Raw genomic sequence first — 26,121 nt, forward strand, 5'->3', positions numbered from 1 at the left:
CCTGACCGGCCAGGCCCTCAGCCCCGGCAGCGGGAAGACGCAACTCTGGACGGCCCTCGGCGACGCCGCGCAGAGGTGGAGCGTTCAGTGGTCCGCGGAGGGGGCTGAGCCGCCCACCGTGCTGCGGAAGTCGCGGAGGGCAACGGTCAGGAGCGGCCGGTGCCGGGTGAGGACCGACAAGGGAGCCTCGCCCGCGGCTGTGACGCGGCTGCGGCCGAGGGCCGGTCGTCCGCTGATCCGCATGGGGACGCGGCACACCGTGCCGTCGGACAACTGCTGGATCAGATGGCCGTGGGCGGGCAGCCGGAAGGGCAGCCGCAGCACATCCCGGTAGGTGAGGCGGACAGGCGGAGTGCCGGCGGTGGTCAGTTCCACCCGGGCGTTCCGGCCGTCCGCGCGGAACGTGATCGTGCCCAGTTCCTTCGGGATGCCCCACAGTGCGCGCCCCCCGGCCAGGGACTGTTCGTCGTCGACCCAGGCGGCCACGGTGCCGGCGGCAAGGCGGTGTCCGTGGCGTACGGCCAGGGCGATGAGGAATTCGCGGTAGGCGAGGGCGCCGCCGGGCCGGTAGTCGACCCAGAAGGTGGCCAGGGTGGCGCGGCGTCGCACGACCCAGGGGCGGACCCCGGGCGGCAGTGGCCACGACGGCAGATCGCCCGGGGGGACACGCCACAGCGAGACGATCATGTCGCCGGTGAGGTGCCACGGCGAGGGAGGAAAGGGGGCGGCTGGTCGTTCCACGGCGTGATGACCGACTTCCTCGGCTCGGACTCGTACGGCCGATTGTTCCACCCGAGACGGCCGGGGCGGGCCCGCGGCGCGAAGCCACAGGCCCGCTGGTACGGGTCAGCGGTCCTTGGCCAGTGCGACGAGTTCGGCGAACAGTCCGCCGGCGTTGACGAGGTCCTCGTAGGTCCCCTGCTCGACGACCCGGCCCTTGTCCATGACGAGGACACGGTCGGCGAGGCGGGTGTTCTCCAGCTGATGGGTGACGACGATCGTCATGCGCTCGGCGGCGATCCTCTTGATCTCGAGGAAGATCGCGTGTTCGCCGCGGGCGTCCATCTGGGAAGTCGGCTCGTCCAGGATGAGGAGCGGCGTCCGGCGGTACAGGGCGCGTCCGCACACCAGGCGCTGCCACTGCCCGCCGGAGAGTTCGGCGCCGCCCCACAACTCCTTGGCGAGAAGGGTGTCGAGTTGCCGGGGCAGTTTCTCGATCGCTTCACGCATGCCGACGGCGTCGACCACGTCCCACACGGGACCGTCGTCGACCGTCTTCGGCTGCCCGAGCGTGATGTTCTCGCGGGCGCGCAGGGGCCAGCAGGCGAAGTTCTGCGGCACGAGCGCGGTGCGTTTCCACACGGCGTCGGGATCGGCCTGAGCGAGGTCGACGCCGTCCCACAGCACGCGTCCCTTGTCGGCCAGCAGGATGCCGGTGATGAGCTTGGCGAGGGTGGACTTGCCCGAGCCGTTCTCCCCGACGATCGCCAGGATCTCGCCCCGGCGGAGAGTCAGGGACACCCCGGCGACGGCCGGTTCGTCCTTGCCCGGGTACCGATGGACGACCTCGTCGAGGCGGATTTCGTCGACGCGTTCCGGGATCGTCAACTCGCCGCGCTGCGGAGCGCGTTCGGCGGCCATGTCGAGGAAGGCGCGCATGTCGGCCAGATAGAGCGAGGTATGGAACATCGCGGCGCCGTGGATGACGAACTGGCTGAGCGCGGAGAGGGTGGTCTGCACGGCGACGACGGCCGTGGCGGCGACGGGCAGGGCGACCCGGCCGTCGGCGGCCAGCCAGGCGAGGGTGGCCCAGGTGCACAGCAGGAACACCCCGCCCAGGGCGCTGGTGGTCAGCACGATGCGCAGCAGACGCGGGGCGGCGGTGAGGGTGCGCTGGTCGATGCGGTCGGACAGGGCCCGGTACCAGTAGATGAGATAGCCGGTCATGCCGTTGGCACGGACCTCGTCGCCGAATCGGGAGTAGGTGGCCCACCAGCGCATCATGGAACGCACGTTGCGGTCGCCGACGTTGAGGTAGTGGGTCTCGTAGTCGACGCGCGCGGACAGGACGGCTCCGGCCCCGGCCGGCAGGACGGCAAGGAGCAGCAGGGGCAGCATCAGCGGGTGCAGTGCCGTGATGACTCCGCTCGCGGCGATCATGCGGATCAGGGCGGACATGAACCGCTGGGCGTCCTGGACCATCATCCGGGTGCGGGTGACCCCGACTTCGGCGGCTTCCTGCCGGTCCGCGAAGCCGTCCTCGCCGTAGGCGGAGGTCTCCACCCGGCATACGGCGGCGACCAGGGCGATGTCCGCTTCCGTCGTCAGCAGGGGAGTGATCCGGCCGTCGGCGTAGGAGGCCAGGGCGCTGCTGACCCGGCCGACGGCCGCGGCTGCCGTCACCACGACGAGGGCGGGCAGCGCACCGTGCAGGCGTTCGGGAACAGCGCCGCTGCCGAGGAGGTGCGTCATGGCCTGCGCGGTGAACGCCAGGACGACGGCCGCCGCGATGCCGGTGAGGAGCTGGCACGCGAGGAGCAGGACGACGCCGGTCCTGTCGACGGCCCACGCCATCCGCGCGGTGTGCCCGAGGACCGACGGAAGGCGGCGGCACATCGCACCGAAACCGGCGTCCGCCAGCGGGTTCTTGCCGTACTTCCCACCGAACGTCAGGGTCGCGGGTGGGGGAGGGGGCGGAGTGGTCTCGTCAGCGGCCGAGGCGTCGGGCATCGTCACCTGGGTCCTCCCGGAGGTCCGTGCCGGGCCCGGTCGGCTCGGCGGTGCACGGCCTAACGACGTGGCGACCGAATCGAACGCGCTCGATTCCGGACGTGCCAGGCCCCTTGCCGCACAAGGGATCGACCGGGGCGGCCCGTTGCTGGGGCCGATCCCGGGGGAGCGGGTTTGGCCGAATCGCGGAGGCTCGAAACGCCCCGTGGCACGGGGGGTCCCGGCGGCCCTCCGGGGCTGAATCTGTAGCCCCGTCACCTCCGCAGGCCGGCGGCATGGCGGCGTCCTGCGGTGCGGCTCGGGACGCAGGGGCCGACGGCCCCATGACGGTCGAGACACCCGTCTAGTCCGAAAAATCCTCTTTTTGCAGTTTTGTCCTGTCGGGTGTGGTTAATCGAGGAGGGTGCGTGTGGGACGGACGCCGGTGCACGAGCGGCCGGCGGCGAGCCCCCGGCACCCGGCCGGACGCGCCGGAGCGCGGCCGTGGACGGCGTATGCCGTCACCGCGGGCGGTCCGGTTCTTGACGACAGCAGATTCACGGGCGGTGCCTGAGGGAGAGGACCCATGAGCGATATGGCGAATGTGAGCACCGGGCGTGCTCAGCAGGCCGGTCAGACGGCCAAGCAGGAGGCGTCGGCCACGGCCGGTCAGGCCAGGGAAGGGGCGAGTGAGGTCGTCGGTACGGCCGCCGAGCAGGTCAGAGCCGTAACCGGTGAGGCCAGGGCGCAGGCCGGCGCGATGGCCGGTGACCTGCGGTCGCGGGTCACCGAGGAGGCCGAGAGCCAGGCGCGACGCGGTGCGCAGGTGGTGCGGCAGTGGGCGGACGACCTGTCCGGGCTCGCGGACCGCGCTGACACGGACTCACCCGCCAAGAGCCTCGTGACACAGGCGGCCGACCGCGGTCACCGGGCCGCCGACTACCTGGACTCGCGGGGTGTCGGAGGGCTGGTCGGCGACTTGCAGGACTTCGCCCGCCGTCGGCCCGGCGCCTTCCTCGGCGGGGCGGTACTGGCCGGGTTCGCCGTCGGGCGGCTCGCCAAGGCCGGCAGCAAAGCAAACGGGTCCGGACCGCCGGCGCAGCAACGCACCTCCGGACCGCCGGCGCAGCAACGCACCTCCGGCCCGCAGCAGAGCCTGCCCGAGGACGCGACGCCGCTGGAGCGGCCGGGTTACGGGGAGGCGTGAGATGTCGTCGCTCATGCCACACGCCCCGCAGCGACACGCCCCGAAGCACCGCGGGCAGGAGGACAGCTCGGTGGGGGAGCTGCTGTCGACGGTGACATCGGACGTGCAGCAGTTGCTGCACCAGGAGGCGGAACTGGCCAAGGCCGAGATCCGGGAAGAGGCCACCAAGGCGGGCAAGGCCGCCGGAATGTTCGGCGGCGCCGGTTTCGCCGGCTACATGGTGGCCGTCTTTCTGACCCTGGCGGCGATGTTCGCGTTGGCCAACGTCATGGATCTGGGATGGGCCGCGCTGATCGTCACCGCCGTGTGGGCAGTGATCGGCCTGATCCTCTACCGCCGAGGTCGAACGCAGATGCGCACCGTGTCGCCGAAGCCGGAGCAGACCCTGCAGACGCTGAAGGAGGACATGCAATGGGCACGGCACCCGACCAGATAAGGGCCGACATCGAAAACACGCGGGAAAGGCTGTCCGAGGACGTCTCCCGGCTGGCCGACCGCGCCCGCCCCCGCCGGATCGTACGGCGTCGTACTCGGCGCGTCCGCGGCGCGCTCCACGGGGCCAGGGAGCGCGTGATGGGCAGTGCTTCGGAGATCACCGGGCAGACCGCCGACCGCACGCAGCGGGCCGCCCAGTCGGTGCAGGACACCACCGGCCAGGCCGCGGACACCGCTCGTCAGGCGGCCGAGCAGGCTGGTCAGGCGGCACGGCAGGCCCCTGAGCAAGCGATGCGGCAGACGCAGGGCAACCCTCTGGCGGCCGGCCTGATCGCCTTCGGTGCGGGACTGCTGACCGCCTCACTGCTGCCCACCTCACAGGCCGAGGAAAAGGCGGCGGAACGGGCCGGACAGGCCGTCGAGCCGGTGAAACAGGCTGCCCTGGAGTCCGCGCAGCAACTGAAGGAGGACGCCGCCCAGGCCGGCCGCCAGGCCGCCCAGGAGGTCAAGGACACCGCTTCGGAAGCAGCCCGCACCACCAAGGAACAGGCCAGGGAGCAAGCCGGTCAGGTCACCGACCAGGCCCGTCAGTCCGCACAGACCACGGCCGAGGAAGCACGCGGGCAGACCCGCAGCCCCCGACCTTGAACATCCCACTGTCTCCGGAGGCGATTGCAGTGACGTCACCCAGTTCCGGGTCGACCATGGAGAACCACCCAGACATCCTCGACATGCGCCAGCGCCACGCGATGGCCGAGCGCGCCACGACGACCTCGCGGGCGCAGACGATAGAGACGCTGGCCCTGCTCACGGGCCTGTACCTCGCCGCCTCCCCGTGGATCGTCGGATTCAACGGCGGCGGCTTCACCCGGCTGGCCGTCACCAACCTGATCACGGGCATCGGCTACGCCCTGCTGATGAGCGGCGGCTTCGGCCGTGCCTACGACCGCACGCACAGCATGGCCTGGGCCGCGTGCGCCCTGGGCCTGTGGACGATCGTCGCGCCATGGGTGGTGGCAGGCAATGTCGACACCACCCGCACCGTCGTCAACAACATCATCACGGGCGTGATCGCCGTGCTGCTCGCCCTCGCCGCCAGCGCGGGAGCCATGCGCTCCGCGAAGAGCGGACAGAGCAGGTCCGGGGGTGGATACGCCGGAGCCGGCCGCTGATCTCCCCCAACCCGGCATGCACGACCGAGACCTCACGATATGAAATCCAGGAGAAAAACAGCATGATCACCCGAGAGCAGATCCCCACCGTGCTGGACCACCCGGTCCATGACGCCAGGGGCGACAAGATCGGCGATGCCAGGCACGTCTTCTTCGACGACGTGACCGGCGAGCCCGAGTGGGTCAGCGTTCGGACCGGCCTGTTCGGCACCAGCGAGTCCTTCGTGCCCATCCACGACGCGGCCGTCGTCGAGGACCACCTCGAGGTGCCGTTCGCCAAGGACCATGTCAAGGACGCGCCCAACGTCGACGTCGATTCCGGCGGCCACCTGTCCGAACAGGAGGAGCAGCGCCTGTACCAGCACTACGGCATCGACTGGAACGCCGCCGGGCAGGACGCCCCGTCCGACACCGGCCAGGTCACCGACGCCCCCGGCTCCGCCGACACCGCCGAGAACGCCATGACGCGGTCCGAGGAGGAAATGCGCGTAGGCGTCGAACGCCGGGAAGCCGGCCGGGCGCGGCTGCGCAAGTACGTCGTCACCGAGGAGCAGCAGTACACCGTCCCCGTACGCCACGAAGAGGTCCGCGTCGAGCGCGAGCCGATCACCGACAGCAACCGGGACAGGGCCATGACCGGCCCGGACATCACCGAGGCGGAACACGACGTCACCCTCTACGAGGAACAGCCCGTGGTGGAGACCAGGGCAGTGCCGAAGGAGCGGGTCCGCCTGACCACCGAAGAGGTCACCGAGGAGGAGACCGTCACCGGCGAGGTGCGCAAGGAGCGCATAGAAACCGAGGGAACCGACGAGTCAGGAGACCGGCGACGCCGCCCCTGATCTCAAGCGGGTGCCCGGGAGGGAGGACCGAGAGGTCCTCCCTCCCCGCATCATCGCCGGGCCAGCGCCAGCATGCTCAGGCCGAACATCAAGACACCCAGGGGAAGATGGACCGACGGGACGTGTGCGATGCCCAGTACGACCTGGACCGAGGCGAGGGCGAGGAAACCGGACGCCTGCCAGACGGGCCGGAGCGAGCCACCGCCCGGCTTCCAGGCCAGAACCGCCGCGAGCAGGTACAGCATCGACGCCCCGTACATCACCCGGGCTCCCACGCTGTGCGCGATCTCTCCGTGGGACGAGGTCAGCAGCAGTCCGGCGGAGACCGCCTGAAGGAAGATGGTCAGAGTCTGCAGGGCGATCGTGCTCCGCAGGAACGTCGCGCCGCGCCGTGCGTTCGCCGTCGCCGTCACGTCGGTGGCCATGTCACAGTCCCCTTTTTCCGCCCTCGTGGCGGTAGATCGATAAGGTCTCACCGGTCCGACGACACGGGCCCGCGAAAGGTAAGGCGAGGGGGCGGCCGAAAGCATGGGGACCGTGGGGGGCGGGGCGGATGAGGCAGCCGGCGAGCGACGACAACTGATCAATGTCGCCTACCGGTTGCTCGGTTCGGTGACCGAGGCCGAGGACGCCGTGCAGGACGCCTACGCACGCTGGTACGCCCTGCCGCGAAGCCGCCAGGAGGAGATCCTTTCCCCCGGCGCCTGGCTGACGACGGTGACCGGTCGCATCTGCCTGGACCTGCTCGGCTCGGCCCGGGTCCGCCGTGAACGCTATGTCGGCGCGTGGCTGCCCGAGCCGCTGCCCGACCGCACCGAATGGGGCCACGGGGGCGGCGCCGGCCCCACCGGCCTTGCCGACCCCGCCGACCAGATCGTGCTGGACGAGTCGGTGACCGTGGCCTTCCTGGTCGTCCTGGAGTCGATGACGCCCGCCGAGCGGGTGGCGTTCGTCCTGCACGACGTCTTCCGGTACCCGTTCGCCGAGATCGCCGCCGTTCTCGGCCGAACGCCCGCGGCCTGCAAGCAGCTTGCCGCTTCGGCCCGGCGGCGGGTGAGCGTCGCGCCCCCTGAGGTGACGGCGACCGGCCGGGCGGACGTCGTGAGGCATGTCAAGGAGGCATGGGAGAGCAAGGACATCGCAGCCCTCGTCGGTCTCCTCGACCCGGCCGCCGTGATGACCGCCGACGGAGGCGGCATGGTCGGTACGGTCCTGCGCCCGATCGAGGGCGGTGCGCGCATCGCCCAGTACATGATCGCCATCGCCGACAAGGCTCCGGGGCTCGAACTCGTGGAGCGGTCGGTCAGCGGTGTGCCCGGCCTGGTGGCCCAGCGCGCCGGCGTCGTCATGACCGTGGCCGCGTTCGAGGTCTCCGGCGGACGCGTCACCCGCATCTGGGCGGTCCGCAACCCGGAGAAACTCCGGCCGTGGGCGCGGGCGGGATAGCGATTCGCGACGTTTCCTGCTCGCTTCCGTTCTGACCCGCTCGCCTCCGCCCGCTTCCCTGCACATTCATTTGGAAAATGCCAAAGCGTTCACCTGTGCCGAGCACGTTCCGTAGTGTCGTGCTCACGTTCGCGGGAACGGCCGTGCAGGGGGAGGGGATTCGGCGTGCCCGGAATCGACGAGAGTCTGCTGGAGGCCATGCGGCTGCCAGGTGCTCGAGGGGCGTCGGTGGTCGACTGGATCAGTGGTCTTGCGCTGGGCGCGGTGGGGGACGCACCCGGTGGCGACGTGGAGGCGACGGCTGCGGAAACCGCCGAACTCGCCCGCCTCGCCACCGAGAGCGGCACCCTCGCCCTCACCGGTGGAGACTCGGGTGGACTGCCCGAGGGCGACCCGGGTGGGTCGTCCGGCAAGGAACCCCCCGTCCAGGACCTGATCATCACCAGCGCCGACTCGTACCACCTGCTCAGGTTCGTCACCACGACCTTCGACAGCACCGTGTTCGTGCACTTATGGCTCGACCGCGGCGAAGGGAACCTGGCCCTGGCCCGTATCCGGCTGGCCGAGATGGCGGACCGGCTGGTGCTGGGATGACCACGTCAACACGGACGCTGCGCTCGGACGAACCCGCCTCGGCCCTGCTCGGCACCCTTGCCGAGCAGGGCGCGACCGGCGCCCTGTCCACCGAGTCGGGGATCGTCTACCTCGCGGCGGGACACATCGTCCACGTCGAATCCGCCGTCACACCCGACCTGGGCGACCTGCTCACCCACAGCGGCGCGCTCGCCCCGGACGGCTGGTGGGAGGCGATCGACCGGGCCGGCCGCCGCTGCCGTGTCGGACGGCAGCTGGTGGACAGCGGCCACCTCGCCGCCGGCGCGCTCGAACTGTGCCATCTGGGCGCCCTCTTCGACGCGGCGTATTTCGTCCTCGCCCACGACGGACCGGCCCTCCGGTTCCGCCCCGGAGCCGCACACTGGCTCGGCGCGGTCCGATCCGTACCGGTGGACACCGTCCTGCGCGAGTCCAGACGCCGCCGCGAACTGCTGCACCGCATATGGCCCGAGCCCGCCGTCGACCGCGCGCCTCTCGCCCGGGTGCCCGGACCGGACGCCGCCGACCTGCCGGCCCGCCGCGGCCGGACGCTGGCCCAGGTCGACGGTGTCCGCACCGCCGCCCAGATCGCCACGGCCCTCGCCTGCCGTACCTTCCACACCCTCGTCGAACTCCGCCGCCTCGCCGCAGCCGGGCTGGTGGCCCCCGCACCGGCCCTGGTTCCCGCCCCCTCGTCAGCCCCAGGCCCAGCGTCCGCCCCCGCCACCGTGTCCGCCGGGCCGGGCTCCGCCCCTCGTCCCGCGGCACCGGACGAGCCCGACACCGCGCTGCTGCGACGGCTCCTGCACGCCTTGGAGGCACTGTGATCCGCGCGCGAAGGCAGCGTGCCGAAAGGAGACTGCTCATGGCCGTCGAGACCGACGTCCTGGACGAACTGCGTCGGCTCCGCACCCGCATACCCCTGCTGACGGGCTCCCTCGCGGCCACCGTCGACGGACTCGTCCTCGCCCACGACGTGCCGGACACCGAGCCGGAGGGGCTCGCGGCGCTCACCGCCGCCGCCCTCGGAGTCGCCTACCGCATGACCGACGCCGCCGCCCGCGGCGACTTCCGCGAACTGCTGGTGCGGGGCTCCGGAGGCTACGTGTCGACCTACGCCGCCGGAACGACCGCGGTCCTCACCCTTCTCGCCGAGGACCGCGTCAACGTCGGCCGCCTCCACCTCGAAGGCCGACGCAGCGGCGCCCGGATCGCCGACCTGGTGACCACGCGTGTGGGCCCGGGCACCGGCCGCCACGCCGACCGGCCGGCGCCCGAAGAGCACCTCGCCACGGTGCCCCCGGCCACGGACCGCCCCATCGGCACCCTCCCGGTACGCACCCCTCAGCGGCCCCCACACCAGCCGCGCCCGCAGACCGGCATCTGAGCCGTCCGAACCGCCCGACCCACCCACGTAGTAGAAGACCGAAGGAAAGGAACCGAGCGCATGGCCAACACGGAGACCGCGCTGAAGGAATGCCTGAGCTCCATCGACGGAGCGACGGCCGCCGCACTCGTCGACTACACCAGCGGCATGGCCCTCGGCACCCTCGGCGGCACCAAGGACTTCAACCTGGAAGTCGCCGCCGCGGGCAACACCGACGTCGTGCGGTCCAAGCTGCGCACCATGGAGCATCTGGGGCTGAAGGAGGAGATCGAGGACATCCTGATCACCCTGAACACCCAGTACCACCTCATCCGCCTCCTCAAGGGGCGCGGAGGCAGCGGACTCTTCCTCTACCTCGTGCTCGACGGGAGCAGGGCCAACCTCGCGATGGCCCGCCACCAGCTGCGCCGCATCGAAGCCGACCTGGAGGTCTGACCGGCTGTACCGGACGGGAGCCCTCCGCCACGGACACGTCGCGGAGGGCCCCCTCCATGTCGCGCGGCGACGGCATGCGCGCAGCCGGCCGCGTCTACGGTGGGTGCCATGACGGCACCTCTGGACGTGCTCGTGGTGGGCGCGGGCCCCACCGGGCTCGCACTCGCGACCCAACTGCGCGCCTGCGAAACCCCGTTCCGGGTCGTGGACCGCTCACTGGACCGCGCCCGGGAGTCACGCGCCCCGGCGATCCAGCCCCGGACCCTGGAGATGCTGTCCGCGTTCGGCGTGGCGGACGATCTCGTCGACCGGGGCAGTACGACGGTCCGGTTGCACCTGCATCTGCCCCGACGGGTGCTGCACGTGCCGGTGTTCGACGTCGGCTGCGACGACACGCCGTATCCGTTCCTGCTCTTCCTGCCGCAGTCGGAGACGGAGGCCACTCTGAGCGCCCGACTGGCCGAACGGGACGTGACGGTGGAACGGGGCACGGAGCTGCTGAGCGCCGAACCGCAGGGCGACCACGCCATCTGCCGTCTACGAGGCCGGGACGGGAGCGAGGAGACCGTACGCGCCCGCTATGTCGTCGGTTGTGACGGCGCACACAGCACCGTGCGCGTCCAGGCTGGGATCGCCTTCGAGGGCTACGCCTATCCGCAGACGTTCCTGCTGGCGGATCTGGAGGCCGACGGACTGGAGCCGGGTGCCGCGCACACGTACATGACCGAGGCGGGCCTGCTGTTCTTCTTCCCGCTCGGCACCCCGGCCACCTGGCGGATGATCGCGATGCACCCGCCGGGCGCCCCCGGTGGCGAGGTGACCCTGGACCTCCTCCAGCGGATCGCCGACGACTGGACGCCCGACAAGCTCTTCCTGCGCGATCCGGTCTGGATGACGAGTTTCCGGATCCACAACCGCGGCGCCACCCACTACCGCAAGGGCCCGTTCTTCCTCGCCGGCGACGCGGCGCACATCCACAGCCCGGCCGGGGGCCAGGGCATGAACACCGGCATCCAGGACGCGCTCAATCTGGGCTGGAAACTCGCCCACGTCTGCCGCGGCGCCGCACCCGGGGAGTTGCTGGACACGTACGAGGCGGAGCGCGCCCCGGTCGGGCACGGCGTACGCCGCCTCACCGACCGCGCGTTCACCGTCGGTACGAGCAGCCACCCGGCCCTGCGGCTGGCACGGACCCGTCTCGCCCCGCATGTGGCCCCTCTGCTCCTGCGCACGACCGGCGCCCGGGCACGCCTGTTCCGCACGGTCTCCGAACTCGCCGTCCACTACCGCCGGGGCCCCGCCTCCGTCACCGGACCGATCCGGCCGCGCAGCGGCCCACGCGCGGGAGACCGGCTGCCCGACACCCCTGCCGGACTCCAGCGACGCATCGCCGGACCGGGCTACCACCTCCTGCTCACCGGCCCCGCCCACCTCTGGCCCCAGGACCCGCCGCTGGGCGAACGGCACGGCTTGGTGAGCGTGCACCACCTGGGTGCGCGGAGCCCATGGCCCGGCGTCACCCACGCCCTCGTACGGCCCGACGGATACGTGGCTCACCTGGCACGCGGCACGGACCTCACGGGCCTGCGCACCTACCTCGACCGCTGGCTGCCGGCCCCCTAGGGGGTGTCCGCAAAGTCGCGTCGTTCGCCCGGAGGGCGGGCCCCGCGGCGTTCGGTGCGTGCTCTCGGCGTGCCGGGCGGGCACCCGCGTACTGGTTGTACTCGGGTGTTCGCCCGGTGCGGCGAGAGTGCGTGCCGGGCGTCGCGGGGCAGGCGGGACTTTGCGGACACCCCCTAGGAGGAGAGGCCGGCGAGCCACTCGAGCAGGAGCCGGTTGGTGTCGGCTGGACGCTCCTGCTGAACGAAGTGACCGCAGCCGTCCAGAACGTGCGAGGCCCTCAGCCCGGGCAGCGTGGTCGGGTACGCCTCGATCGCGTCGGCCAGCCAGGTCGTGGACGCGTCCAGGCCGCCTCCGATGAACAGCGACGGCTGGGTGACAGGGGCACCGGCGAAGTCCGCCAGGTCCTGCCAGTCGCGGTCCATGTTCCGGTAGCGGTTCAGCGCCCCGGTCAGTCCGGTGCGCTCGAACTCCGCGGCGTAGACGTCGAGGTCCGCCTCACTCAGCCACTCCGGCAGTCGGCCGACGGGGAACCGGTCGCACATCCGACCGCCGCGGGCCACGAAATGGGGGTCGGCCTCGGGCAGCGTGTCCGCCGACAGGGCCGCGTAGAAGCCCGCGAGCCAGCCGCGCACGTCGGGCTCGATCTCCGCCTCGGCCCGGCCCGGCTCCTGGAAGTAGGAGACGTAGAACTCCTCGTCACCCCCCATCCGCGCGAAGACCTCACTCGGTCTGGGCCCGCCCGGCGGGGTGTACGGCACGCTCAGCATCCCCACCGCGCGGAAGGTTTCCGGCCGGACCAGCGCGGAGGTCGCCGCGATGGTCGCGCCCCAGTCGTGCCCGACGAGCACGGCGGACGGCTCGCCCAAGGCCTCCACCACGGCGACGTTGTCCTCCACCAGCTCCAGCATCCGGTATGCGTCCGCCTCCGGGGGCCGTGACGAGCGTCCGTAGCCGCGTACGTCCACGGCGACCGCGCGATAGCCGGCCGCGGCCAGAGCCGGCAGCTGGTGGCGCCAGGCGTACCAGCACTCGGGGAATCCGTGAAGCAGGAGCACGAGCGGTCCGGCACCCTGCTCCACGAGGTGGGTGCGGCCGGCTGGTGTGGACACAAGGCGATGCGTGCGGTCGGCGGCGGACGTCTGTGGCATGGATCCTCCCGCGATCCGGAGGGGCGCTCGGTCCACCGATCATCCAGCGCCCGCCGCGCCGCACGCGAAGCCTGTTGCCGGTCCGGCAACAGGCTCAGCCGTGGTACGTGATGTACCCGTTGCCGTCGGCGTCGGAGCCGCGCTTGGTGTACGAGTGCACGTCGGCACGGCTGCCGGACGGCTTGTACACGTAGATCGTGTCCTTGTCGTTGTTCCACATGAAGTTGCAGTTGTCGCGGTAGACGACGTTCTTGGTGTCGGAGTCGGCCCCGTTGCCGCCGCGCAGCTTCACGTAGTCACCCGGCTGAAGGGTGTGGCTCGCGGTGAAGGTGAACTTGTTCCCCGCGGCGTCCTTCACGACGTACCCCTTGAGGTTCACCGTCGTGGAGCGCGAGTAGTTCTTGATGGTCAGGTACTCCTCGTCGGTGTTCCCGCCCGAGCAGCGGTTCGAGTCGCTGCCGGGAGCGTCGTACTGGATGCCCCGGATCTTCAGCGCGGAGTTGTACTCGGCGGCCTGGGCCGGAACCGCCGACAGAGCGGTCAGGGCCCCGGCGGCGAGGGCCGTGGTGGCGACAAGGCGTATACGCATGGACGTTCGTCCCCCCTGCATGGCCTTCAGATGAAGGCGATGTGATGGTTCGGTGAAGCATCCGGATCGTACACGCTTCAAGTACGCAGAAGGGCGGGTCCGGTGACATTGCCACCGGACCCGCCCCGCGGGGTGGAGGACGTCAGGCGCCGCTGGCCCGCAGCATGTCCTCGCGCTCGACGATCTTCACGCGCTCGCGGCCCTCGGGCTCGCCCAGAGCCTTCTCCGCGGCGTCCAGCTTGTACCAGCCGTCCCAGGTGGTGAAGCGGACGTCGCGCTCGGCGAGAAACGCGTCGACCGCCTCGGGAGCGGGGGTGGCGGGCGTGTGCAGCCGACCGTCCGCGTAGTCGGCCAGCAGATTCGCGACCGTCTCGTTGGCGTCGCCCTTGGTGTGCCCGATGAGGCCGATGGGGCCACGCCGGATCCAGCCGGTGACGTACGTGGACTGCAGGTGCTCGCCCGACTCCTGCATGACCCGGCCGCCCTCGTCCGGGACGGTGCCGGAGTCGATGTCCCACGGCAGCTTGGGGAGTTTGTCGGACAGGTAGCCCACCGCGCGGTAGACGGCGCCGACGTCCCAGGTGTGGAAGGTGCCGGTGCCCTTGACGTTGCCGGTGCCGTCCAGCTCCGTGCGCTCGGTGCGCAGACCGACAACCTTGCCGTCCTCACCGAGGATCTCGACCGGCGACTCGAAGAAGTGCAGGAAGAGCTTGTGGGGCCGGTCGCCGGTGTCGCGGATCGCCCAGTTCTCCAGGGTCTTCGCCACCATGTCGGCCTGCTTGTTGCCGCGCCGGGTGGCGATCGAGCCCTCGTCGTAGTCGATGTCCTCGGGGTCGACGATGACCTCGATGGTGGGGGAGTGGTCCAGCTCCCGCAGCTCCATCGGGCTGAACTTCGCCTGGGCCGGGCCGCGGCGGCCGAACACGTGGATCTCCTTGGCCCGGTTGGCCTTCAGACCCTCGTACACGTTGCCGGGGATCTCCGTCGGCAGGAGCTCGTCCGCCGTCTTGGCCAGCACGCGGGCGACGTCGAGCGCCACGTTGCCGACGCCGAGAACGGCGACCTTCTCCGCCTCCAGCGGCCAGGTGCGCGGCACGTCCGGGTGGCCGTCGTACCAGGACACGAAGTCCGCGGCGCCGTACGAGCCGTCGAGGTCGATGCCCGGCAGCGAGAGCGCCCGGTCGGCCATCGCGCCGGTGGCGAAGATCACGCCGTCGTAGAACGCCCGCAGGTCGTCCAGGCCGATGTCGGTGCCGTAGTCGACGTTGCCGAAGAGCCGGATCTGCGGTTTGTCGAGCACCTGATGCAGGGCCGTGATGATGCCCTTGATCCGCGGGTGGTCGGGGGCGACGCCGTAACGGATCAGTCCGAACGGCGCCGGCATGCGCTCGAAGATGTCGATGGAAACGCCGGGTTCGGCGGCCACCTCGGACTTGAGCAGGGCGTCGGCGGCGTAGATCCCGGCGGGGCCGGATCCGACGATGGCTACCCGCAGGGGGCGGGGCATGGTCAGGTTCCCTTCGAGCGGCGACAAGCGATCTCGACGGGAAGCCTAAACTAAGGCAAGCCTAAGTCGGTACGGGGGTCCGGTCTATGAGCTCATAAGGCTACTTTATGGGGAGCCCACGGTAGCGCTTATGGCAGGGGCTGCTCCGCCCAGATCACCTTCCCCGCGGGCAGATAACGCGTCCCCCAGCGCTCCGCGAGCTGCGCGACGAGGAACAGACCGCGCCCGCCCTCGTCCGTCAACGTCGCGTACCGCAGGCGCGGCGAGGTGCTGCTGCTGTCGAACACCTCGCAGATCAGATTGCGGTCGCGCAGCACCCGGGCGTGCATGGGGCCCCCGCCGTACCGGAGCGCGTTGGTGACCAGCTCGCTCAGGATCAGCTCCGTACTGAACGTCAGCTCGTCCAGGCCCCACTCGGACAGCTGCCGGCCGACCGCCGCCCGCACCTCGCCCACGGCCGCCGGGTCGGCCGGCACCGGCCACTCGGCGACCTGGTCGGCCGCGAGTGCCCGGGTGCGCGCGACGATCAGCGCGATGTCGTCGCTGGAACGGGCCGTGAGCTGCGAGTCCAGCACGACCCGGCACGTGTCCTCCGGGGACTGCCCGGCCCGGCCCAGCGCCTCGCGCAGCATCTCCAGCCCGACGTCGATGTCCCGCTCCCGGTCCTCGACCAGCCCGTCGGTGTAGAGGACGAGCCGGCTGCCCTCCGCCAGCTCCAGCTCCGCCGTCTCGAACGGCAGACCACCGAGACCGAGCGGGGGGCCGGCGGGCACGTCGGGGAACTCCACACTGCCGTCCGGGTGGATCAGCGCCGGCGGGGGATGCCCGGCCCGCGCGACGGTGCAGCGCCGGGAGACCGGGTCGTAGACGGCGTACAGACAGGTCGCGCCGGTGACCGGGGCACTGCCCTCCTCCTGCGTCTCATCCTGGTCGATACGGCCGACCAACTCGTCCAGCAGTGCGATGAGTTCCTCGGGCGGCAGATCGAGCGCGGAGAAATTGTGCACCGCCGTGCGCAACCGCCCCATCGTGGCCGCGGCGTGCAGCCCGTGGCCGACGACGTCTCCGACCACCAGCGCGACCCTGGTCCCCGACAGCGGCAGCACGTCGAACCAGTCACCGCCCACCCCGGCCTGCGCGGGCAGATAGCGGTAGGCGATCTCCAGGGCGCCCTGCTCCGGCAGGTTGCGGGGGAGCAGGCTGCGCTGGAGCGTCACCGCCATGCTGTGCTCGCGGGTATAGCGGCGCGCGTTGTCGATGGAGACGGCGGCCCGCGCCACGAGCTCTTCGGCCAGGGCCAGCTCGTCCGTGTCGAAGGGCTCCGGCTTCTCGTAGCGCCAGAAGCTGACCACCCCGAGCACCAGGGTGCCGGCCCGCAGCGGCACGGTGATCAGGGAGTGGATGCCGTACTCGACGATCTGTGCGGAGCGCTCGAGATCCTGCGCCTGCCAGCCCGTGGCCTTGCTCAGCCGGGGCTCCAGGACGGGGCCGCCCGTGGCGAGGCTGCGGCCCTGGGGTGAGGAGTCGACGAATCTGATCCGCTCGCCCACCGGGTAGAGCGGCGCGTCCTTGCGGATACCGCTCACCGCCGTCCGGCTGAGCGCGGCGACCGCGTTCGGCTGCCCGCCGCCCAGCACCGCGTCGAACAGGTCCACGGTGACGAAGTCGGCGAACCGGGGCACGGCCAGCTCCGTGAGTTCCTCGGCCGTACGGGTCACGTCCAGGCTGGTCCCGATCGCCACTCCGGCGTCGTACAGCATGTTGAGCCGCTCCCGCGCGGTCTCGGCCCGCCCGGACAGGGCCCTCAGCTCCGTGGAGTCGCGCAGGGTGGCCACGCTGCCGGGCGGCACGCCCGCACGGTCCGTGGTCCGCTGGTTGACGGCGAGGAGCCGGTCGCCGACCCGGTGCACCTCGTCCGTGGCGACCCGGCCGGAGGCCAGCAGGTCGGCGGTGCCGGGGTCGAGACCCAGGCTGAGGACGTGCCGGCCCTCGGCGTCGGCGGGCAGCCCGAGCAGCCGGTGCGCCTCGTCGTTGGCGAGCAGCAGGGTGCCCCCGTCGTCGACGATGAGCACGCCCTCCCGTACGGCGTGCAGCACGGCGTCATGGTGTTCGTACATCCGGGTCATCTCGTGCGGCCCGAGCCCATGGGTCTGACGCAGCAGCCGCCGGCTCACCAGCGCGGCACCCGCTGTCGCCAGGGCGAGCGCCGCCGCGGCGGCGGACAGCACGAGCGGCAGCTGGCGGTCGGCGGTGCCGCCGACGTTCTTCGTCGTGATCCCCGCCGAGACCAGCCCCACGACCCGGCCGTCCGGGTTCTTCACCGGCACCACGGCCTGGACGAGCTGGCCGATGGTGCCTTCGATCTCCTCGGTGAACGACTCCCCGGCCAGCGCCGGCGCGATCGTCCCGACGAACTGCTTCCCGATCCGGTCCGTCTTGGGATGGGTGTAGCGGATCCCGTCGGTGTTCATGACGACGATGAAGTCGACCTTCGACCGCTCACGGGCGGCCTCGGCGCGCGGCTGGAGCACGGCCGTGGGATCGGGGCTCTCCAGCGCCTCGATGGTGCCCGGCGCGTTGGCGAAGGTCTCCGCGACGGCGAGCGAACGGTTGCGGGCCTCCTGCGTCGTGTCGTGCCGCACCTGCAGCACCAGCGCCACCACGGCTGCCACGACCAGCAGCAGCACGATCACCACGACCAGCAGGAACACCTGTCCGGCGACACTGCGTCCGCCCAGCACCGACCGCAGCCCCGCCGCCGGTTGCCACCGCGGCGGGCCCGCCTCCCGCCGCTGCCGTGCGGACGGCGCAGCGCCGGGCCGCAGGGGCGATCGAGTCCCGGATCGACCCAAGAGTCGGACCATGTGCCATGTCTACACTGCCGGGCCCCGGGAGGCGAGGGGCATCACCCATGGTGGCAGGGGGTCCTCACCGTTTCGTCACGTCTCCGGGCGTGCACGGGCTCCCTGCCCCACGGGAAAATCTACGACGTTCTCAGGCGCCCAGCGAGCGGGCCAGCTCGGTCGTGGCCCGGGCGATCTCGCCGTCCTCGTCCGCCATCAGCCCGCCGAGCTCGCCGCGCCGGGCCCGCACCGCCTGGCGCGCGGCACGCTCCCACACCACCGGGTTCTCCCGATGGTTCAGCAGCTTCGGATAGACGGCGGCGGTGCTCTCCCACTGCCGGGCCTCGGCGATGTTCTTGAGCAACTGGATGATCTGGGCCCGGCAGGTCACCTGCGGCAGTTTCGCCAGTTCCCACAGGAAGGGAACCGTGGCAGCGGTCGCCTGCTCCACGACGAAACCGAACTGGCAGATCCGTTTCCTCAAGTCGTCGAGCGCGGAGCGGGCGGTGTCGGCATCACCCCCGGCGATGCCCTTGAGCAGCAGGGGAATGGCCGCCGCCGAGCCGGTGGAGTCCTGGATCTCGCCCCACGGCACGCGGTCCAGTGCCGTGAGCCACGTGTTCCGGGCCACTCCGGCCGGGGCGTCGGGGCGCTGTGGGCGCTCGCTGCTCGGATGTTCCGTCGAAGCGCTGCGCATGGCGAGGGGCCTTTCCGCGGCAGTCGTGTCAGATGGGTGGACAGGGCGTGGACGGGCGGGTCGACATCCTGGCCCAGACCGTCTTGCCCGCCGGAGGGCTGGGGGACCACCCCCACTCCTCGGACAGGGCGTCGACGATGCACAGGCCCCGGCCGTGCTCCTCCAGGTCCGCGCCGGTCGGCGCGTACACGGGCGGACGGTCGTCGAGGTCGGAGACGGTGACCAGCAGGTGGGCCGGGTCCAGAAGGAAACCCAGCCGGATCTCCGGCATACCCGCAGCACCGAGGGCCCCCGGCGCCGCGTGCGTCGCGGCGTTGGCGGCGAGCTCGGTGATGACAAGGGTCGTGTCGTCGCAGCGGTGGTCGAGCGACCAGCCGTGCAGTGTCTCCCGGGTGAAGGTCCGGGCCCGGGCGAACCCCTGCCGGCTGCACTCGATCCGCAGGGCGGCAGAGGCGGACAGGGCACCCGAGAACTGCGGCAACGTCTTCGGCACCGAGGGCGGGGCCCCGCACGGCGTGACCGCGTGCGGGCCGGCTGGGAACGCGTGGGCCGCCGCGGGTGTGCCTGCGAGTGCCGCAGCCCCACTCGGCGGCCGGAGCACGTGCTGCGCAGGTGATGACACGGCATCTCCCCGATGCGACGTCAGGACGCGGCGTCGGCCCGGGGGTTGACGCCGCAGCTATTATCCACGCTGAAGGCGCCCGCGTGCAATTGCACGAGAAATTGCGTGAAAAACAAGCCGTGGTGGGTACGCAAGCCGGGACGAGTGCGGTCGAAGGGACGCGGCCGCGCTCGGCCGAACGGCCGGGCACACCGTGCGCGGCGGGGAACGAGAACAGCAAGGAGACTGCGGTGCCACCAGTGCAGAACGGAGTGCAGGCAAGCTCGTTGAGCGCCTGCTGGATCAAGAGCCGGCACAGCAACGCCGAGGGCAACTGCGTGGAAGTCGCCCCCCTCGTCGACGGCGGGATCGCCATGCGCAACTCCCGTGACCCCGACGGACCCGCTCTCGTCTACACGTCGGCTGAGGTGGCGGCCTTCCTGGCCGGCGCGAAGGACGGCGAGTTCGACCACCTGCTCTGAGGAGCGGAGTCGTCTCACCCGCGATGTGATGCCTTCAGGGAGAAGCGGAGTGCAACTCCCCACTTCTGCGCGGGCGCTGCGGGCGGATGCGTGAAGACCCGGTGAAGTGCGATAGTGTAAGTCGCCCTTGTGCCGGTCTGCTGGGAGTCAGGATGTCCGCCGCGTCGCATCGCATCTCCCGTCTGGAACCCTACCTGGACAGGCCCGAGCCGGCGCCGACTCTGCTGAAGATGCTGGTCGGTGTACAGCTCGCCGGCTTCCGTGAGGACGCCGGGCTCGCCCAGGACCAGGCGGCGCGCGCTGTCGGGTTCAGTGCCGCGAAGTTGTCCCGCATCGAGTCGGGCAAGGGACGCCGCCCGCCCACGGAGAACGATGTCCGGGCGCTGCTGGAGCTGTACGGCACCGACGGGTACGAAGCCTCGGTGCTGCTCAAGCTGTTGCAGCGCGCCGGAGAGCCGGGCTGGTGGCAGCGGTACGACAAGCGGCTGATGCCCGAGTGGTTCGACCGGCTGGTGGGGCTTCAGGAGGCCGCCGCCACCATCCGCACCTTCGAGATCCAGTACGTGCCCGGCCTGTTGCAGACACCCGCCTACACCAGGGCCGTGGTGGAGCGCGGTCTGCCGAACGCGCCGGCCGGCGAGGTGGAGCGGCGCGTCGAACTGCGCAGGCACCGCGCCCGGTTGCTGTCGCGGGTGGACGCCCCTCAGCTGTGGGCGATCATCGACGAGTCCGTGCTGCTGCGCGTTCTGGGCAGCACCGACGTGATGCGGGAACAGCTGGCGCACCTGGCCGAGATGGCCGAACGCTCCAACGTGACGGTGCAGATCGTGCCGCTGAGCGTCACCAACGCCTCGGCACCGGCCATCCCGGTCACGTATCTCCGCTTCGGCGGCCTCGATCTTCCCGACGTGGTCTACCTGGAGCACATCAAGAGCGCGAACTTCCTCGAGGACCGCGACGAGACGGAGGAGTACCGGATCGCGCTGGACCGGCTCGCGGACGAGGCGCTCAAGCCACGTGACTCGCTGGAGCTGCTGCGGCAGACCATGGAGCAGCGCTACCCCTGACGCACGGACGCCCCGTGCGGGACGACGTCCGTGCCGCACGAGGCACCCCCGCGGTCACTTCTCCAGGGGAATCCGCCCGACACCGCCGAACTCGATCCATTCGTGGGTGAGCTGACGAGGCGCCACCTCGGTGTCCGGACGCCAGGTCGACACCTCCACGAGCCCCGGCTCCAGGATCTCCAGGCCCTCGAAGTACGTCTCCACGTCCTTCGGTTCCCGCACGCGGCCCCAGTGGCCCTGGGTCGCCTGGTCCATGAAGTTCGTGACGAAGTCACGGACCTCCGGGTCCTCGCTGACCAGCTGGCACATCACCATGAAGCTGCCGGGCGCGAGCCGCTCCCGCACGCGCCGGGCCACCGCCAGCGGTCCGTCGGTGTCGCTGTCCGGGATGCAGTGGAACACCGAGTTGAACAGCACGCACACAGGCTCGGAGAAGTCGATCAGCCGCTGGGTGTCGGCGTGGCCGAAGATCTGGTCGGTCTGGCGCAGGTCCGCGTGGATGACGGTCGTCCGCTCGTCCTGCTCCAGCAGCGCACGGCCGTGGACCAGCACCATCGGGTCGTTGTCGACGTAGACCACGTGGGTCGTGGGGTCGATGCGCTGGGCGACCTGGTGCACGTTGTCCTGCGTCGGCAGGCCGGACCCGTGGTCCAGGTACTGCCGGATGCCGTAGTCCTCGGAGAGGATCTTCACGACCCGCTGGAGGAAGCGCCGGTTGTTGAGGGCCAGGCGGCGTGTGCTGGGGACGACCTTGTCGAGTTCCTCGCACGCGGCACGGTCGGCCGCGTAATTGTCCTTGCCGCCCAGGTAGTGGTCGTACATGCGCGCTGCCGTCGGCACGTTCGCGTCGATCTCGGTGGACAGCTGCTTCTCGGAGTGCATCGTTCCCCCTGCAAGGTGCCGCGCCAACGGACTGGCTGGACAGGAAGTACATCCTAGGGAGCGGGAGTTGGGGGATGCCAGCCCACTGGCGAAGGTGCCCACGATCGAACGACAAGATGATCGTCGCCCGCGCCGCCCCCTGCGTGTTATGCACCCGTTCACACACTTGTGTCACCGGCGACCGGGCGGATCACGGACGTCTGGGGCTCGTGCACGCCGTACGAGCCCGGCTGCCGGCCGCCGCCGCACGGCACCGCACCGACCACGAGTTCCACCATGTCGCCCTCGACATCGCCCGCTGGTCCCGCGAACACGCCACCCGTCTCGCCGACACGGGCCGCGATCACGGCCTCGACCTGTCCGGCCCACGCGGCAAGCCGTCACCCGGGGCGCTCGCCGCCCTCCGGGAAAAGGCCTCGGAAGCCCTCGGCCGGCGCCCCGAGACCGGGCTGCGCGCCCAGGCGGCACAGGCCACCCGGGACGAGCGGCTCTGGCCCTGGTCACCGACTGCCATCCGCAGACGCTCGGGCAGCTCCGCTGGACCAACACCCATGATCAGAGTCCTGGCGCCGCGGCTCCTGACCAGCGTCTGACCCGGTCCGTCATGAGCGCTGCGCGGCGATCATGGCCCGGTACCAGTGGTAACTGTCCTTCGGCGTCCGCCGCTGCGTGGCGTAGTCGACGCGGACGATCCCGAAGCGCTTGTCGTAGCCGAAGGCCCACTCGAAATTGTCGAGGAGTGACCACACGTAGTAGCCGCGCACGTCCACGCCGGCGTCCATCGCGGCCCGCAGTGCGAAAAGATGGTCGCGCAGATAGGCGACCCGGTCACGGTCGTGGACGGCCCCGTCGGGACTCACCTCGTCGTCCTCCGCGGAGCCGTTCTCGGTGATGTGGACGGGTGGCAGGGCATCGGCGTACCGCTCCCTGAGGGCCACGAGCAGGTCGGTGAAGGTGTGGGGTGCCACGGCCCAGCCCATGGCCGTGCGCCGTACGTCGGGCATGGGCACCTCCTCGTACCGGTTGTCGGTCGCGACGCGCCGCGCCGGGTCGCTCTCGCGGAACGGGGCGTCGGCCACGACGATCGGCCGGTAGTAGTTGATGCCCAGGAAGTCCAGGGGCTGGGAGACCAGCTCCAGGTCACCGTCCCGCCGGAAGTCCTGGCCGCCGATCAGCTCGCCCCAGGTCTCCTCCTCGGCAGCCGGGTAGCGGCCCGCGAGGATCGGCTCGGTCCACACCAGGTTGTGCAGCGTGTCCGCGCGGGTGACGGCGGCCCGGTCGGCCGGGGAGCCGGTCGCGGGGAGGTGGTGGTCGAGGTTGAGGGTGATGCCCACCTCGCGCACCCCGGCCGCCCGCAGTGCCTGTACGGCCAGGCCGTGCCCGATCAGGAGGTGGTGGGCGGCGGCCAGTGCGCCGCGGCCCTCGCGGGCGCCCGGGGCGTGCCGGCCGACGGAGTAGCCGAGGAAGGCACTGCACCACGGCTCGTTGAGCGTGATCCAGCGCGGCACCCGGTCGCCCAGGTGCCCGGCGAGGACGGCCGCGTACTCACCGAACCGCTCGGCGGTGTCCCGTACCCGCCAGCCGCCGTCGTCTTCCAGGGCCTGCGGAAGGTCCCAGTGATAGAGCGTGGCGGCGGGTTCCAGCCCTGCCGCGAGCAGCTCGTCGACCAGCCGCGAGTAGAAGTCCAGCCCCTTGACGTTCACGGGGCCGGACCCGTCCGGCACGATCCGGGGCCAGGCGATCGAGAACCGGTAGGAGGTCACGCCCAGCTCGCGCAGCAGGGCCACGTCCTGCGGATACCGGTGGTAGTGGTCACAGGCGACATCACCGGTGTCGCCGTTCGCCACCAGCCCCGGGGTGTGGCTGTAGGTGTCCCAGATGGACGGCCCACGCCCGTCCTCGTGCACCGCCCCTTCGATCTGGTACGAGGCGGTCGCGGCCCCGAACACGAAGCCGGGCGGGAAAATCGGGAAGTCGGTCATGACGCAACCATGCCCGGTGCCGGCCCTCGAACCAGGGGGAATCCGCCAGGGTCGGCGGCCGCGTGTGCTGTGAGCACGGCGTCGTCGTGTCCCGGACCACACCTGGAGCCGGGCGACGGGCTCCACGCTGAACGCGAGCGAGCCGGCGGGCTGCGCGGTTCGAACCGCCGGACCCCCGGATCGCCCGTGCCGTGCAGGACCCACGTCCGCACGGCCCACAGAAACTGCCATTTCGGAGCGTCGAGCCGATAGTCGACGGGTCACGCTATCCGAGCCGCTAATCTGGAAATACGAGAATTGATCGAAGTCGAGGGCGTGTCCACAACCGCTATTCTCACGGCCCCGGCCGCTTTCCCAGGAGAAACTCATGGGCGACTACTACGATCTCGGCACGCACAGCCGTCCCGTCACCACGTCCTCCGCCGATGCTCAACTCTGGTTCGACCGCGGTCTGGTCTGGACGTACGCCTTCCACCACGAGGAAGCCGTCACCTGCTTCGAAAAGGCGGCCGAGGCTGATCCGGAGTGTGCGATGGCGTATTGGGGCATCGCCTACGCGCTCGGCCCGAACTACAACAAGCCCTGGGAATTCTTCGACGGCGAGGAACTGGTGCGGACCGTCGAGCGCACCCACAGCGCCGTGGAAAGGGCCCATGCGAAAGCCGCGCGCGCCACCCCGGTCGAACAAGCCCTCATCGGCGCACTGCGGGCCCGCTATCCGCAGTCGGAGGCCGTCGAGGACTGCTCGGTGTGGAACGAGCCCTACGCGGACGCGATGCGCGTGGTCTACGACCTGGCCCCCGACGACCCGGACATCGCCACCCTCCACGCCGACGCCGCGATGAACCTCACCCCTTGGCAGCTGTGGGATCTGAGGACGGGGGAGCCGGCCGAGGGCGCTCGGACCACCGAGGCCAGGGCCGTGCTGGAAAGCGCCCTCGCCACCGATGCCGGCGTGCGGCATCCCGGGGTCCTGCACCTGTACATCCACCTGATGGAGATGTCCCCGGCGCCGGAGCAGGCCCTCACCGTCGCGGACCGGCTGCGCGGCCTCGTGCCCGACGCCGGGCACCTGCTCCACATGCCCTCACACCTGGACGTCCTGTGCGGCGACTACCGCCAGGTCGTCGCGGCCAACAGCGACGCGATCGCCGCCGACGAGAAGTACCACCGGCAGGCCGGCGCGATGAACTTCTACACCCTCTACCGGGCGCACAACTATCACTTCAAGATCTACGGTGCCATGTTCCTCGGGCAGGGGCAGGTCGCCCTCGACACCGCCGCCCGGCTGGAAGCCGCCATCCCGGAAGACCTGCTCCGCGTGCCGAGCCCACCGATGGCCGACTGGCTCGAGGCCTTCCTGGCCATGCGCGTCCACGTCCTGATCCGCTTCGGCCGCTGGGCCGACATCCTCGAGCTCCCCGCGCCCGCCGACCCGGAGCTGTACGCGGCGACCGTCGCCATGCGGCACTACGCCCGCGGCGTCGCCCTCTCCGCCACCGGCGAGGTCGACCGGGCGGCAGCCGAACGCGAGCTCTTCCGCGAGGCGGTGAGCCGGGTGCCCGAGACGCGGATGCTGTTCAACAACACGTGCCACGACATCCTCGCCATCGCCGCGGCCATGCTGGACGGTGAACTCGAATACCGCAGGGGCAACCTCGACCTCGCCTTCGCCGCCCTGGAGCGCTCCATCGAGCTGGACGACAACCTCCCCTACGACGAGCCGTGGGGCTGGATGCAGCCCACCCGCCACGCCTACGGAGCGCTGCTGCTGGAGCAGGGCCGGGTGGCGGAGGCCGAGGCCGTCTACCGTGCCGACCTCGGCCTGGACGACACCCTGCCCCGCCCCCTCCAGCACCCCGGCAACGTCTGGGCCCTGCACGGCTTCCACGAGTGCCTGCTGCGCACCGGCAAGACCGGTGAGGCGGCCCTGGTGGCCCACCAGCTCAAGACGGCGACCGCGCTGGCCGACGTACCGATCCAGGCGTCCTGTTTCTGTCGTCTGGACGTCACCCCGGCTGCCGACGGTTGCTGCCACTGACCCGCGGGCCGGGATCGGAGGTGAGGGACGTTTGAGCTGCCGCTCTACGGTCACTCGTGCCGTGACCCCGTAGTCGGACACGACTTGGAGTGAACGAACCGTGGCTGGAGAGCAGAAGGGCAAGGCCAAGGCCGAGCAGGCCAAGGGCAAGGCCAAGGAGACGATCGGCCGTGCGGTGGGCAACGAGCGCCTGACGGCCGAGGGCAAGGCGGAGCAGTCGAAGGGTGACGCCCGGCAGGCCAAGGAGAAGACCAAGGACGTCTTCAAGCACTGAAGACCGAAGCACTGACTCACGTGGCGGGGGGGGGGGCCCCGGGGGGGGGGGCCCCCCCCCCCCCGGGGGCGGGCGGCCGGGGGGGGGGGGGGCCCCCCGCCCCCCCCCCCGGGGGGTTGGTTTGGGGGCGAAATAAAAAATGGTGGGAGGATTGTTTT

At 71.0% G+C, this 26,121-nt stretch carries 27 protein-coding genes; 16 read left to right on the forward strand and 11 right to left on the reverse strand.

The window, feature by feature from the left end:
• Positions 1-84: 84 nt before the first annotated feature.
• Together ACIRDU_RS18665 and ACIRDU_RS18670 are read right to left on the reverse strand one after the other, a co-directional pair.
• Positions 85-741, reverse strand: coding sequence for an acetoacetate decarboxylase family protein (locus tag ACIRDU_RS18665; protein ID WP_403580686.1), 657 nt, complete (start codon positions 739-741; stop codon positions 85-87).
• A 105-nt stretch (positions 742-846) separates the two neighbouring features.
• Positions 847-2,730, reverse strand: coding sequence for an ATP-binding cassette domain-containing protein (locus tag ACIRDU_RS18670; RefSeq protein ID WP_403581243.1), 1,884 nt, complete (start codon positions 2,728-2,730; stop codon positions 847-849).
• A 565-nt stretch (positions 2,731-3,295) separates the two neighbouring features.
• Between ACIRDU_RS18670 and ACIRDU_RS18675 the strand changes: the two genes are divergently transcribed.
• From ACIRDU_RS18675 to ACIRDU_RS18695, 5 genes are all read left to right on the forward strand, one after another.
• Positions 3,296-3,916: a hypothetical protein gene (locus ACIRDU_RS18675; RefSeq protein WP_403580688.1), complete on the forward strand. Its 621-nt coding sequence runs from the start codon at positions 3,296-3,298 to the stop codon at positions 3,914-3,916.
• 70 nt (positions 3,917-3,986) lie between these two features.
• Positions 3,987-4,352, forward strand: coding sequence for a phage holin family protein (locus ACIRDU_RS18680; protein WP_403580691.1), 366 nt, complete (start codon positions 3,987-3,989; stop codon positions 4,350-4,352).
• Positions 4,328-4,999 (forward strand): DUF3618 domain-containing protein, encoded by a 672-nt coding sequence (locus tag ACIRDU_RS18685; protein WP_403580693.1) that lies wholly within the window; start codon positions 4,328-4,330, stop codon positions 4,997-4,999. Before ACIRDU_RS18680 ends, ACIRDU_RS18685 begins: the two co-directional genes overlap by 25 nt.
• A gap of 56 nt (positions 5,000-5,055) precedes the next feature.
• Complete coding sequence (locus tag ACIRDU_RS18690) at positions 5,056-5,523, forward strand: SPW repeat protein (protein WP_403580696.1); 468 nt, start codon at positions 5,056-5,058, stop codon at positions 5,521-5,523.
• 62 nt (positions 5,524-5,585) lie between these two features.
• Positions 5,586-6,365 carry a DUF2382 domain-containing protein gene (locus ACIRDU_RS18695; protein WP_403580699.1) on the forward strand — a complete coding sequence of 260 codons (780 nt, stop codon included), beginning with the start codon at positions 5,586-5,588 and terminating at the stop codon, positions 6,363-6,365.
• A gap of 50 nt (positions 6,366-6,415) precedes the next feature.
• Here ACIRDU_RS18695 and ACIRDU_RS18700 read toward each other — a convergent pair whose 3' ends face one another.
• Complete coding sequence (locus ACIRDU_RS18700) at positions 6,416-6,790, reverse strand: hypothetical protein (RefSeq protein ID WP_403580702.1); 375 nt, start codon at positions 6,788-6,790, stop codon at positions 6,416-6,418.
• A 103-nt stretch (positions 6,791-6,893) separates the two neighbouring features.
• On the opposite strand from ACIRDU_RS18700, the gene sigJ reads away from it, so the two are divergent.
• From sigJ to ACIRDU_RS18730, 6 genes are all read left to right on the forward strand, one after another.
• Positions 6,894-7,811: an RNA polymerase sigma factor SigJ gene (sigJ, locus tag ACIRDU_RS18705; protein ID WP_403580705.1), complete on the forward strand. Its 918-nt coding sequence runs from the start codon at positions 6,894-6,896 to the stop codon at positions 7,809-7,811.
• A 165-nt stretch (positions 7,812-7,976) separates the two neighbouring features.
• Entirely contained in the window at positions 7,977-8,405 is a 429-nt protein-coding gene (locus ACIRDU_RS18710) for a hypothetical protein (RefSeq protein ID WP_403580708.1), read from the forward strand.
• A complete protein-coding gene (locus ACIRDU_RS18715; RefSeq protein ID WP_403580710.1) occupies positions 8,402-9,232 on the forward strand; it encodes a hypothetical protein in 831 nt (276 codons plus the stop codon). The genes ACIRDU_RS18710 and ACIRDU_RS18715 overlap by 4 nt, the downstream gene beginning before the upstream one ends.
• Before the next feature lie 38 nt (positions 9,233-9,270).
• The gene (locus tag ACIRDU_RS18720; protein ID WP_403580713.1) at positions 9,271-9,792 is read left to right on the forward strand and encodes a roadblock/LC7 domain-containing protein; all 522 of its coding nucleotides are present in this window, start codon (positions 9,271-9,273) and stop codon (positions 9,790-9,792) included.
• Positions 9,793-9,852: 60 nt separating this feature from the next.
• On the forward strand, positions 9,853-10,227 hold the full coding sequence (locus tag ACIRDU_RS18725) for a hypothetical protein (RefSeq protein ID WP_031110827.1): 375 nt from the start codon (positions 9,853-9,855) through the stop codon (positions 10,225-10,227).
• Between the two features lie 108 nt (positions 10,228-10,335).
• Complete coding sequence (locus tag ACIRDU_RS18730) at positions 10,336-11,850, forward strand: FAD-dependent monooxygenase (RefSeq protein WP_403580716.1); 1,515 nt, start codon at positions 10,336-10,338, stop codon at positions 11,848-11,850.
• Positions 11,851-12,023: 173 nt separating this feature from the next.
• Here the strand turns inward: ACIRDU_RS18730 and ACIRDU_RS18735 are convergent, their stop codons facing one another.
• The 6 genes from ACIRDU_RS18735 to ACIRDU_RS18760 form a co-directional block, all read right to left on the reverse strand.
• Positions 12,024-12,998: an alpha/beta fold hydrolase gene (locus ACIRDU_RS18735; protein ID WP_403580718.1), complete on the reverse strand. Its 975-nt coding sequence runs from the start codon at positions 12,996-12,998 to the stop codon at positions 12,024-12,026.
• A 94-nt stretch (positions 12,999-13,092) separates the two neighbouring features.
• Complete coding sequence (locus ACIRDU_RS18740) at positions 13,093-13,587, reverse strand: lamin tail domain-containing protein (RefSeq protein ID WP_403580721.1); 495 nt, start codon at positions 13,585-13,587, stop codon at positions 13,093-13,095.
• 142 nt (positions 13,588-13,729) lie between these two features.
• A complete protein-coding gene (locus tag ACIRDU_RS18745) occupies positions 13,730-15,094 on the reverse strand; it encodes an FAD-dependent oxidoreductase (RefSeq protein WP_403580723.1) in 1,365 nt (454 codons plus the stop codon).
• A 128-nt stretch (positions 15,095-15,222) separates the two neighbouring features.
• Complete coding sequence (locus tag ACIRDU_RS18750; RefSeq protein ID WP_403580726.1) at positions 15,223-17,958, reverse strand: SpoIIE family protein phosphatase; 2,736 nt, start codon at positions 17,956-17,958, stop codon at positions 15,223-15,225.
• 130 nt (positions 17,959-18,088) lie between these two features.
• Positions 18,089-18,634 carry a hypothetical protein gene (locus ACIRDU_RS18755; protein WP_403580728.1) on the reverse strand — a complete coding sequence of 182 codons (546 nt, stop codon included), beginning with the start codon at positions 18,632-18,634 and terminating at the stop codon, positions 18,089-18,091.
• Positions 18,635-18,662: 28 nt separating this feature from the next.
• Positions 18,663-19,256: an ATP-binding protein gene (locus ACIRDU_RS18760; RefSeq protein ID WP_403580731.1), complete on the reverse strand. Its 594-nt coding sequence runs from the start codon at positions 19,254-19,256 to the stop codon at positions 18,663-18,665.
• 230 nt (positions 19,257-19,486) lie between these two features.
• Here ACIRDU_RS18760 and ACIRDU_RS18765 point away from each other — a divergent pair, with 230 nt between their 5' ends.
• Positions 19,487-19,717 carry a DUF397 domain-containing protein gene (locus ACIRDU_RS18765; RefSeq protein WP_248502536.1) on the forward strand — a complete coding sequence of 77 codons (231 nt, stop codon included), beginning with the start codon at positions 19,487-19,489 and terminating at the stop codon, positions 19,715-19,717.
• A 152-nt stretch (positions 19,718-19,869) separates the two neighbouring features.
• Positions 19,870-20,784 carry a helix-turn-helix domain-containing protein gene (locus ACIRDU_RS18770; protein ID WP_403580734.1) on the forward strand — a complete coding sequence of 305 codons (915 nt, stop codon included), beginning with the start codon at positions 19,870-19,872 and terminating at the stop codon, positions 20,782-20,784.
• A 54-nt stretch (positions 20,785-20,838) separates the two neighbouring features.
• On the opposite strand, the gene ACIRDU_RS18775 is transcribed toward ACIRDU_RS18770, so the two are convergent.
• Positions 20,839-21,666, reverse strand: a complete 828-nt coding sequence (locus tag ACIRDU_RS18775; RefSeq protein ID WP_403580736.1) for an SAM-dependent methyltransferase — start codon at positions 21,664-21,666, stop codon at positions 20,839-20,841.
• Positions 21,667-21,875: 209 nt separating this feature from the next.
• Between ACIRDU_RS18775 and ACIRDU_RS18780 the strand changes: the two genes are divergently transcribed.
• On the forward strand, positions 21,876-22,259 hold the full coding sequence (locus tag ACIRDU_RS18780; RefSeq protein ID WP_403580738.1) for a hypothetical protein: 384 nt from the start codon (positions 21,876-21,878) through the stop codon (positions 22,257-22,259).
• 9 nt (positions 22,260-22,268) lie between these two features.
• Here ACIRDU_RS18780 and ACIRDU_RS18785 read toward each other — a convergent pair whose 3' ends face one another.
• Positions 22,269-23,648 carry a GH1 family beta-glucosidase gene (locus ACIRDU_RS18785; protein WP_403580741.1) on the reverse strand — a complete coding sequence of 460 codons (1,380 nt, stop codon included), beginning with the start codon at positions 23,646-23,648 and terminating at the stop codon, positions 22,269-22,271.
• A 367-nt stretch (positions 23,649-24,015) separates the two neighbouring features.
• Here ACIRDU_RS18785 and ACIRDU_RS18790 point away from each other — a divergent pair, with 367 nt between their 5' ends.
• Together ACIRDU_RS18790 and ACIRDU_RS18795 are read left to right on the forward strand one after the other, a co-directional pair.
• Complete coding sequence (locus tag ACIRDU_RS18790; RefSeq protein ID WP_403580744.1) at positions 24,016-25,689, forward strand: hypothetical protein; 1,674 nt, start codon at positions 24,016-24,018, stop codon at positions 25,687-25,689.
• 100 nt (positions 25,690-25,789) lie between these two features.
• Complete coding sequence (locus tag ACIRDU_RS18795; RefSeq protein ID WP_104782404.1) at positions 25,790-25,963, forward strand: CsbD family protein; 174 nt, start codon at positions 25,790-25,792, stop codon at positions 25,961-25,963.
• Positions 25,964-26,121 lie beyond the last annotated feature (158 nt).

It is taken from the genome of Streptomyces sp. NPDC093598 (assembly GCF_044764825.1).
In the GTDB taxonomy this organism is placed as follows: Bacteria; Actinomycetota; Actinomycetes; order Streptomycetales; family Streptomycetaceae; genus Streptomyces.

Coding starts and splice junctions, on each gene's coding strand:
- ACIRDU_RS18725 (WP_031110827.1), top strand. CDS start 9,853: ATGGCCAACACGGAGACCGCGCTGAAGGAATGCCTGAGCTCCATCGAC.
- sigJ (WP_403580705.1), top strand. CDS start 6,894: ATGGGGACCGTGGGGGGCGGGGCGGATGAGGCAGCCGGCGAGCGACGA.
- ACIRDU_RS18685 (WP_403580693.1), top strand. CDS start 4,328: ATGGGCACGGCACCCGACCAGATAAGGGCCGACATCGAAAACACGCGG.
- ACIRDU_RS18715 (WP_403580710.1), top strand. CDS start 8,402: ATGACCACGTCAACACGGACGCTGCGCTCGGACGAACCCGCCTCGGCC.
- ACIRDU_RS18740 (WP_403580721.1), bottom strand. CDS start 13,587: ATGCGTATACGCCTTGTCGCCACCACGGCCCTCGCCGCCGGGGCCCTG.
- ACIRDU_RS18700 (WP_403580702.1), bottom strand. CDS start 6,790: ATGGCCACCGACGTGACGGCGACGGCGAACGCACGGCGCGGCGCGACG.
- ACIRDU_RS18770 (WP_403580734.1), top strand. CDS start 19,870: ATGTCCGCCGCGTCGCATCGCATCTCCCGTCTGGAACCCTACCTGGAC.
- ACIRDU_RS18755 (WP_403580728.1), bottom strand. CDS start 18,634: ATGCGCAGCGCTTCGACGGAACATCCGAGCAGCGAGCGCCCACAGCGC.
- ACIRDU_RS18670 (WP_403581243.1), bottom strand. CDS start 2,730: ATGCCCGACGCCTCGGCCGCTGACGAGACCACTCCGCCCCCTCCCCCA.
- ACIRDU_RS18750 (WP_403580726.1), bottom strand. CDS start 17,958: ATGGTCCGACTCTTGGGTCGATCCGGGACTCGATCGCCCCTGCGGCCC.
- ACIRDU_RS18695 (WP_403580699.1), top strand. CDS start 5,586: ATGATCACCCGAGAGCAGATCCCCACCGTGCTGGACCACCCGGTCCAT.
- ACIRDU_RS18735 (WP_403580718.1), bottom strand. CDS start 12,998: ATGCCACAGACGTCCGCCGCCGACCGCACGCATCGCCTTGTGTCCACA.
- ACIRDU_RS18785 (WP_403580741.1), bottom strand. CDS start 23,648: ATGACCGACTTCCCGATTTTCCCGCCCGGCTTCGTGTTCGGGGCCGCG.
- ACIRDU_RS18775 (WP_403580736.1), bottom strand. CDS start 21,666: ATGCACTCCGAGAAGCAGCTGTCCACCGAGATCGACGCGAACGTGCCG.
- ACIRDU_RS18790 (WP_403580744.1), top strand. CDS start 24,016: ATGGGCGACTACTACGATCTCGGCACGCACAGCCGTCCCGTCACCACG.
- ACIRDU_RS18690 (WP_403580696.1), top strand. CDS start 5,056: ATGGAGAACCACCCAGACATCCTCGACATGCGCCAGCGCCACGCGATG.
- ACIRDU_RS18730 (WP_403580716.1), top strand. CDS start 10,336: ATGACGGCACCTCTGGACGTGCTCGTGGTGGGCGCGGGCCCCACCGGG.
- ACIRDU_RS18720 (WP_403580713.1), top strand. CDS start 9,271: ATGGCCGTCGAGACCGACGTCCTGGACGAACTGCGTCGGCTCCGCACC.
- ACIRDU_RS18745 (WP_403580723.1), bottom strand. CDS start 15,094: ATGCCCCGCCCCCTGCGGGTAGCCATCGTCGGATCCGGCCCCGCCGGG.
- ACIRDU_RS18675 (WP_403580688.1), top strand. CDS start 3,296: ATGAGCGATATGGCGAATGTGAGCACCGGGCGTGCTCAGCAGGCCGGT.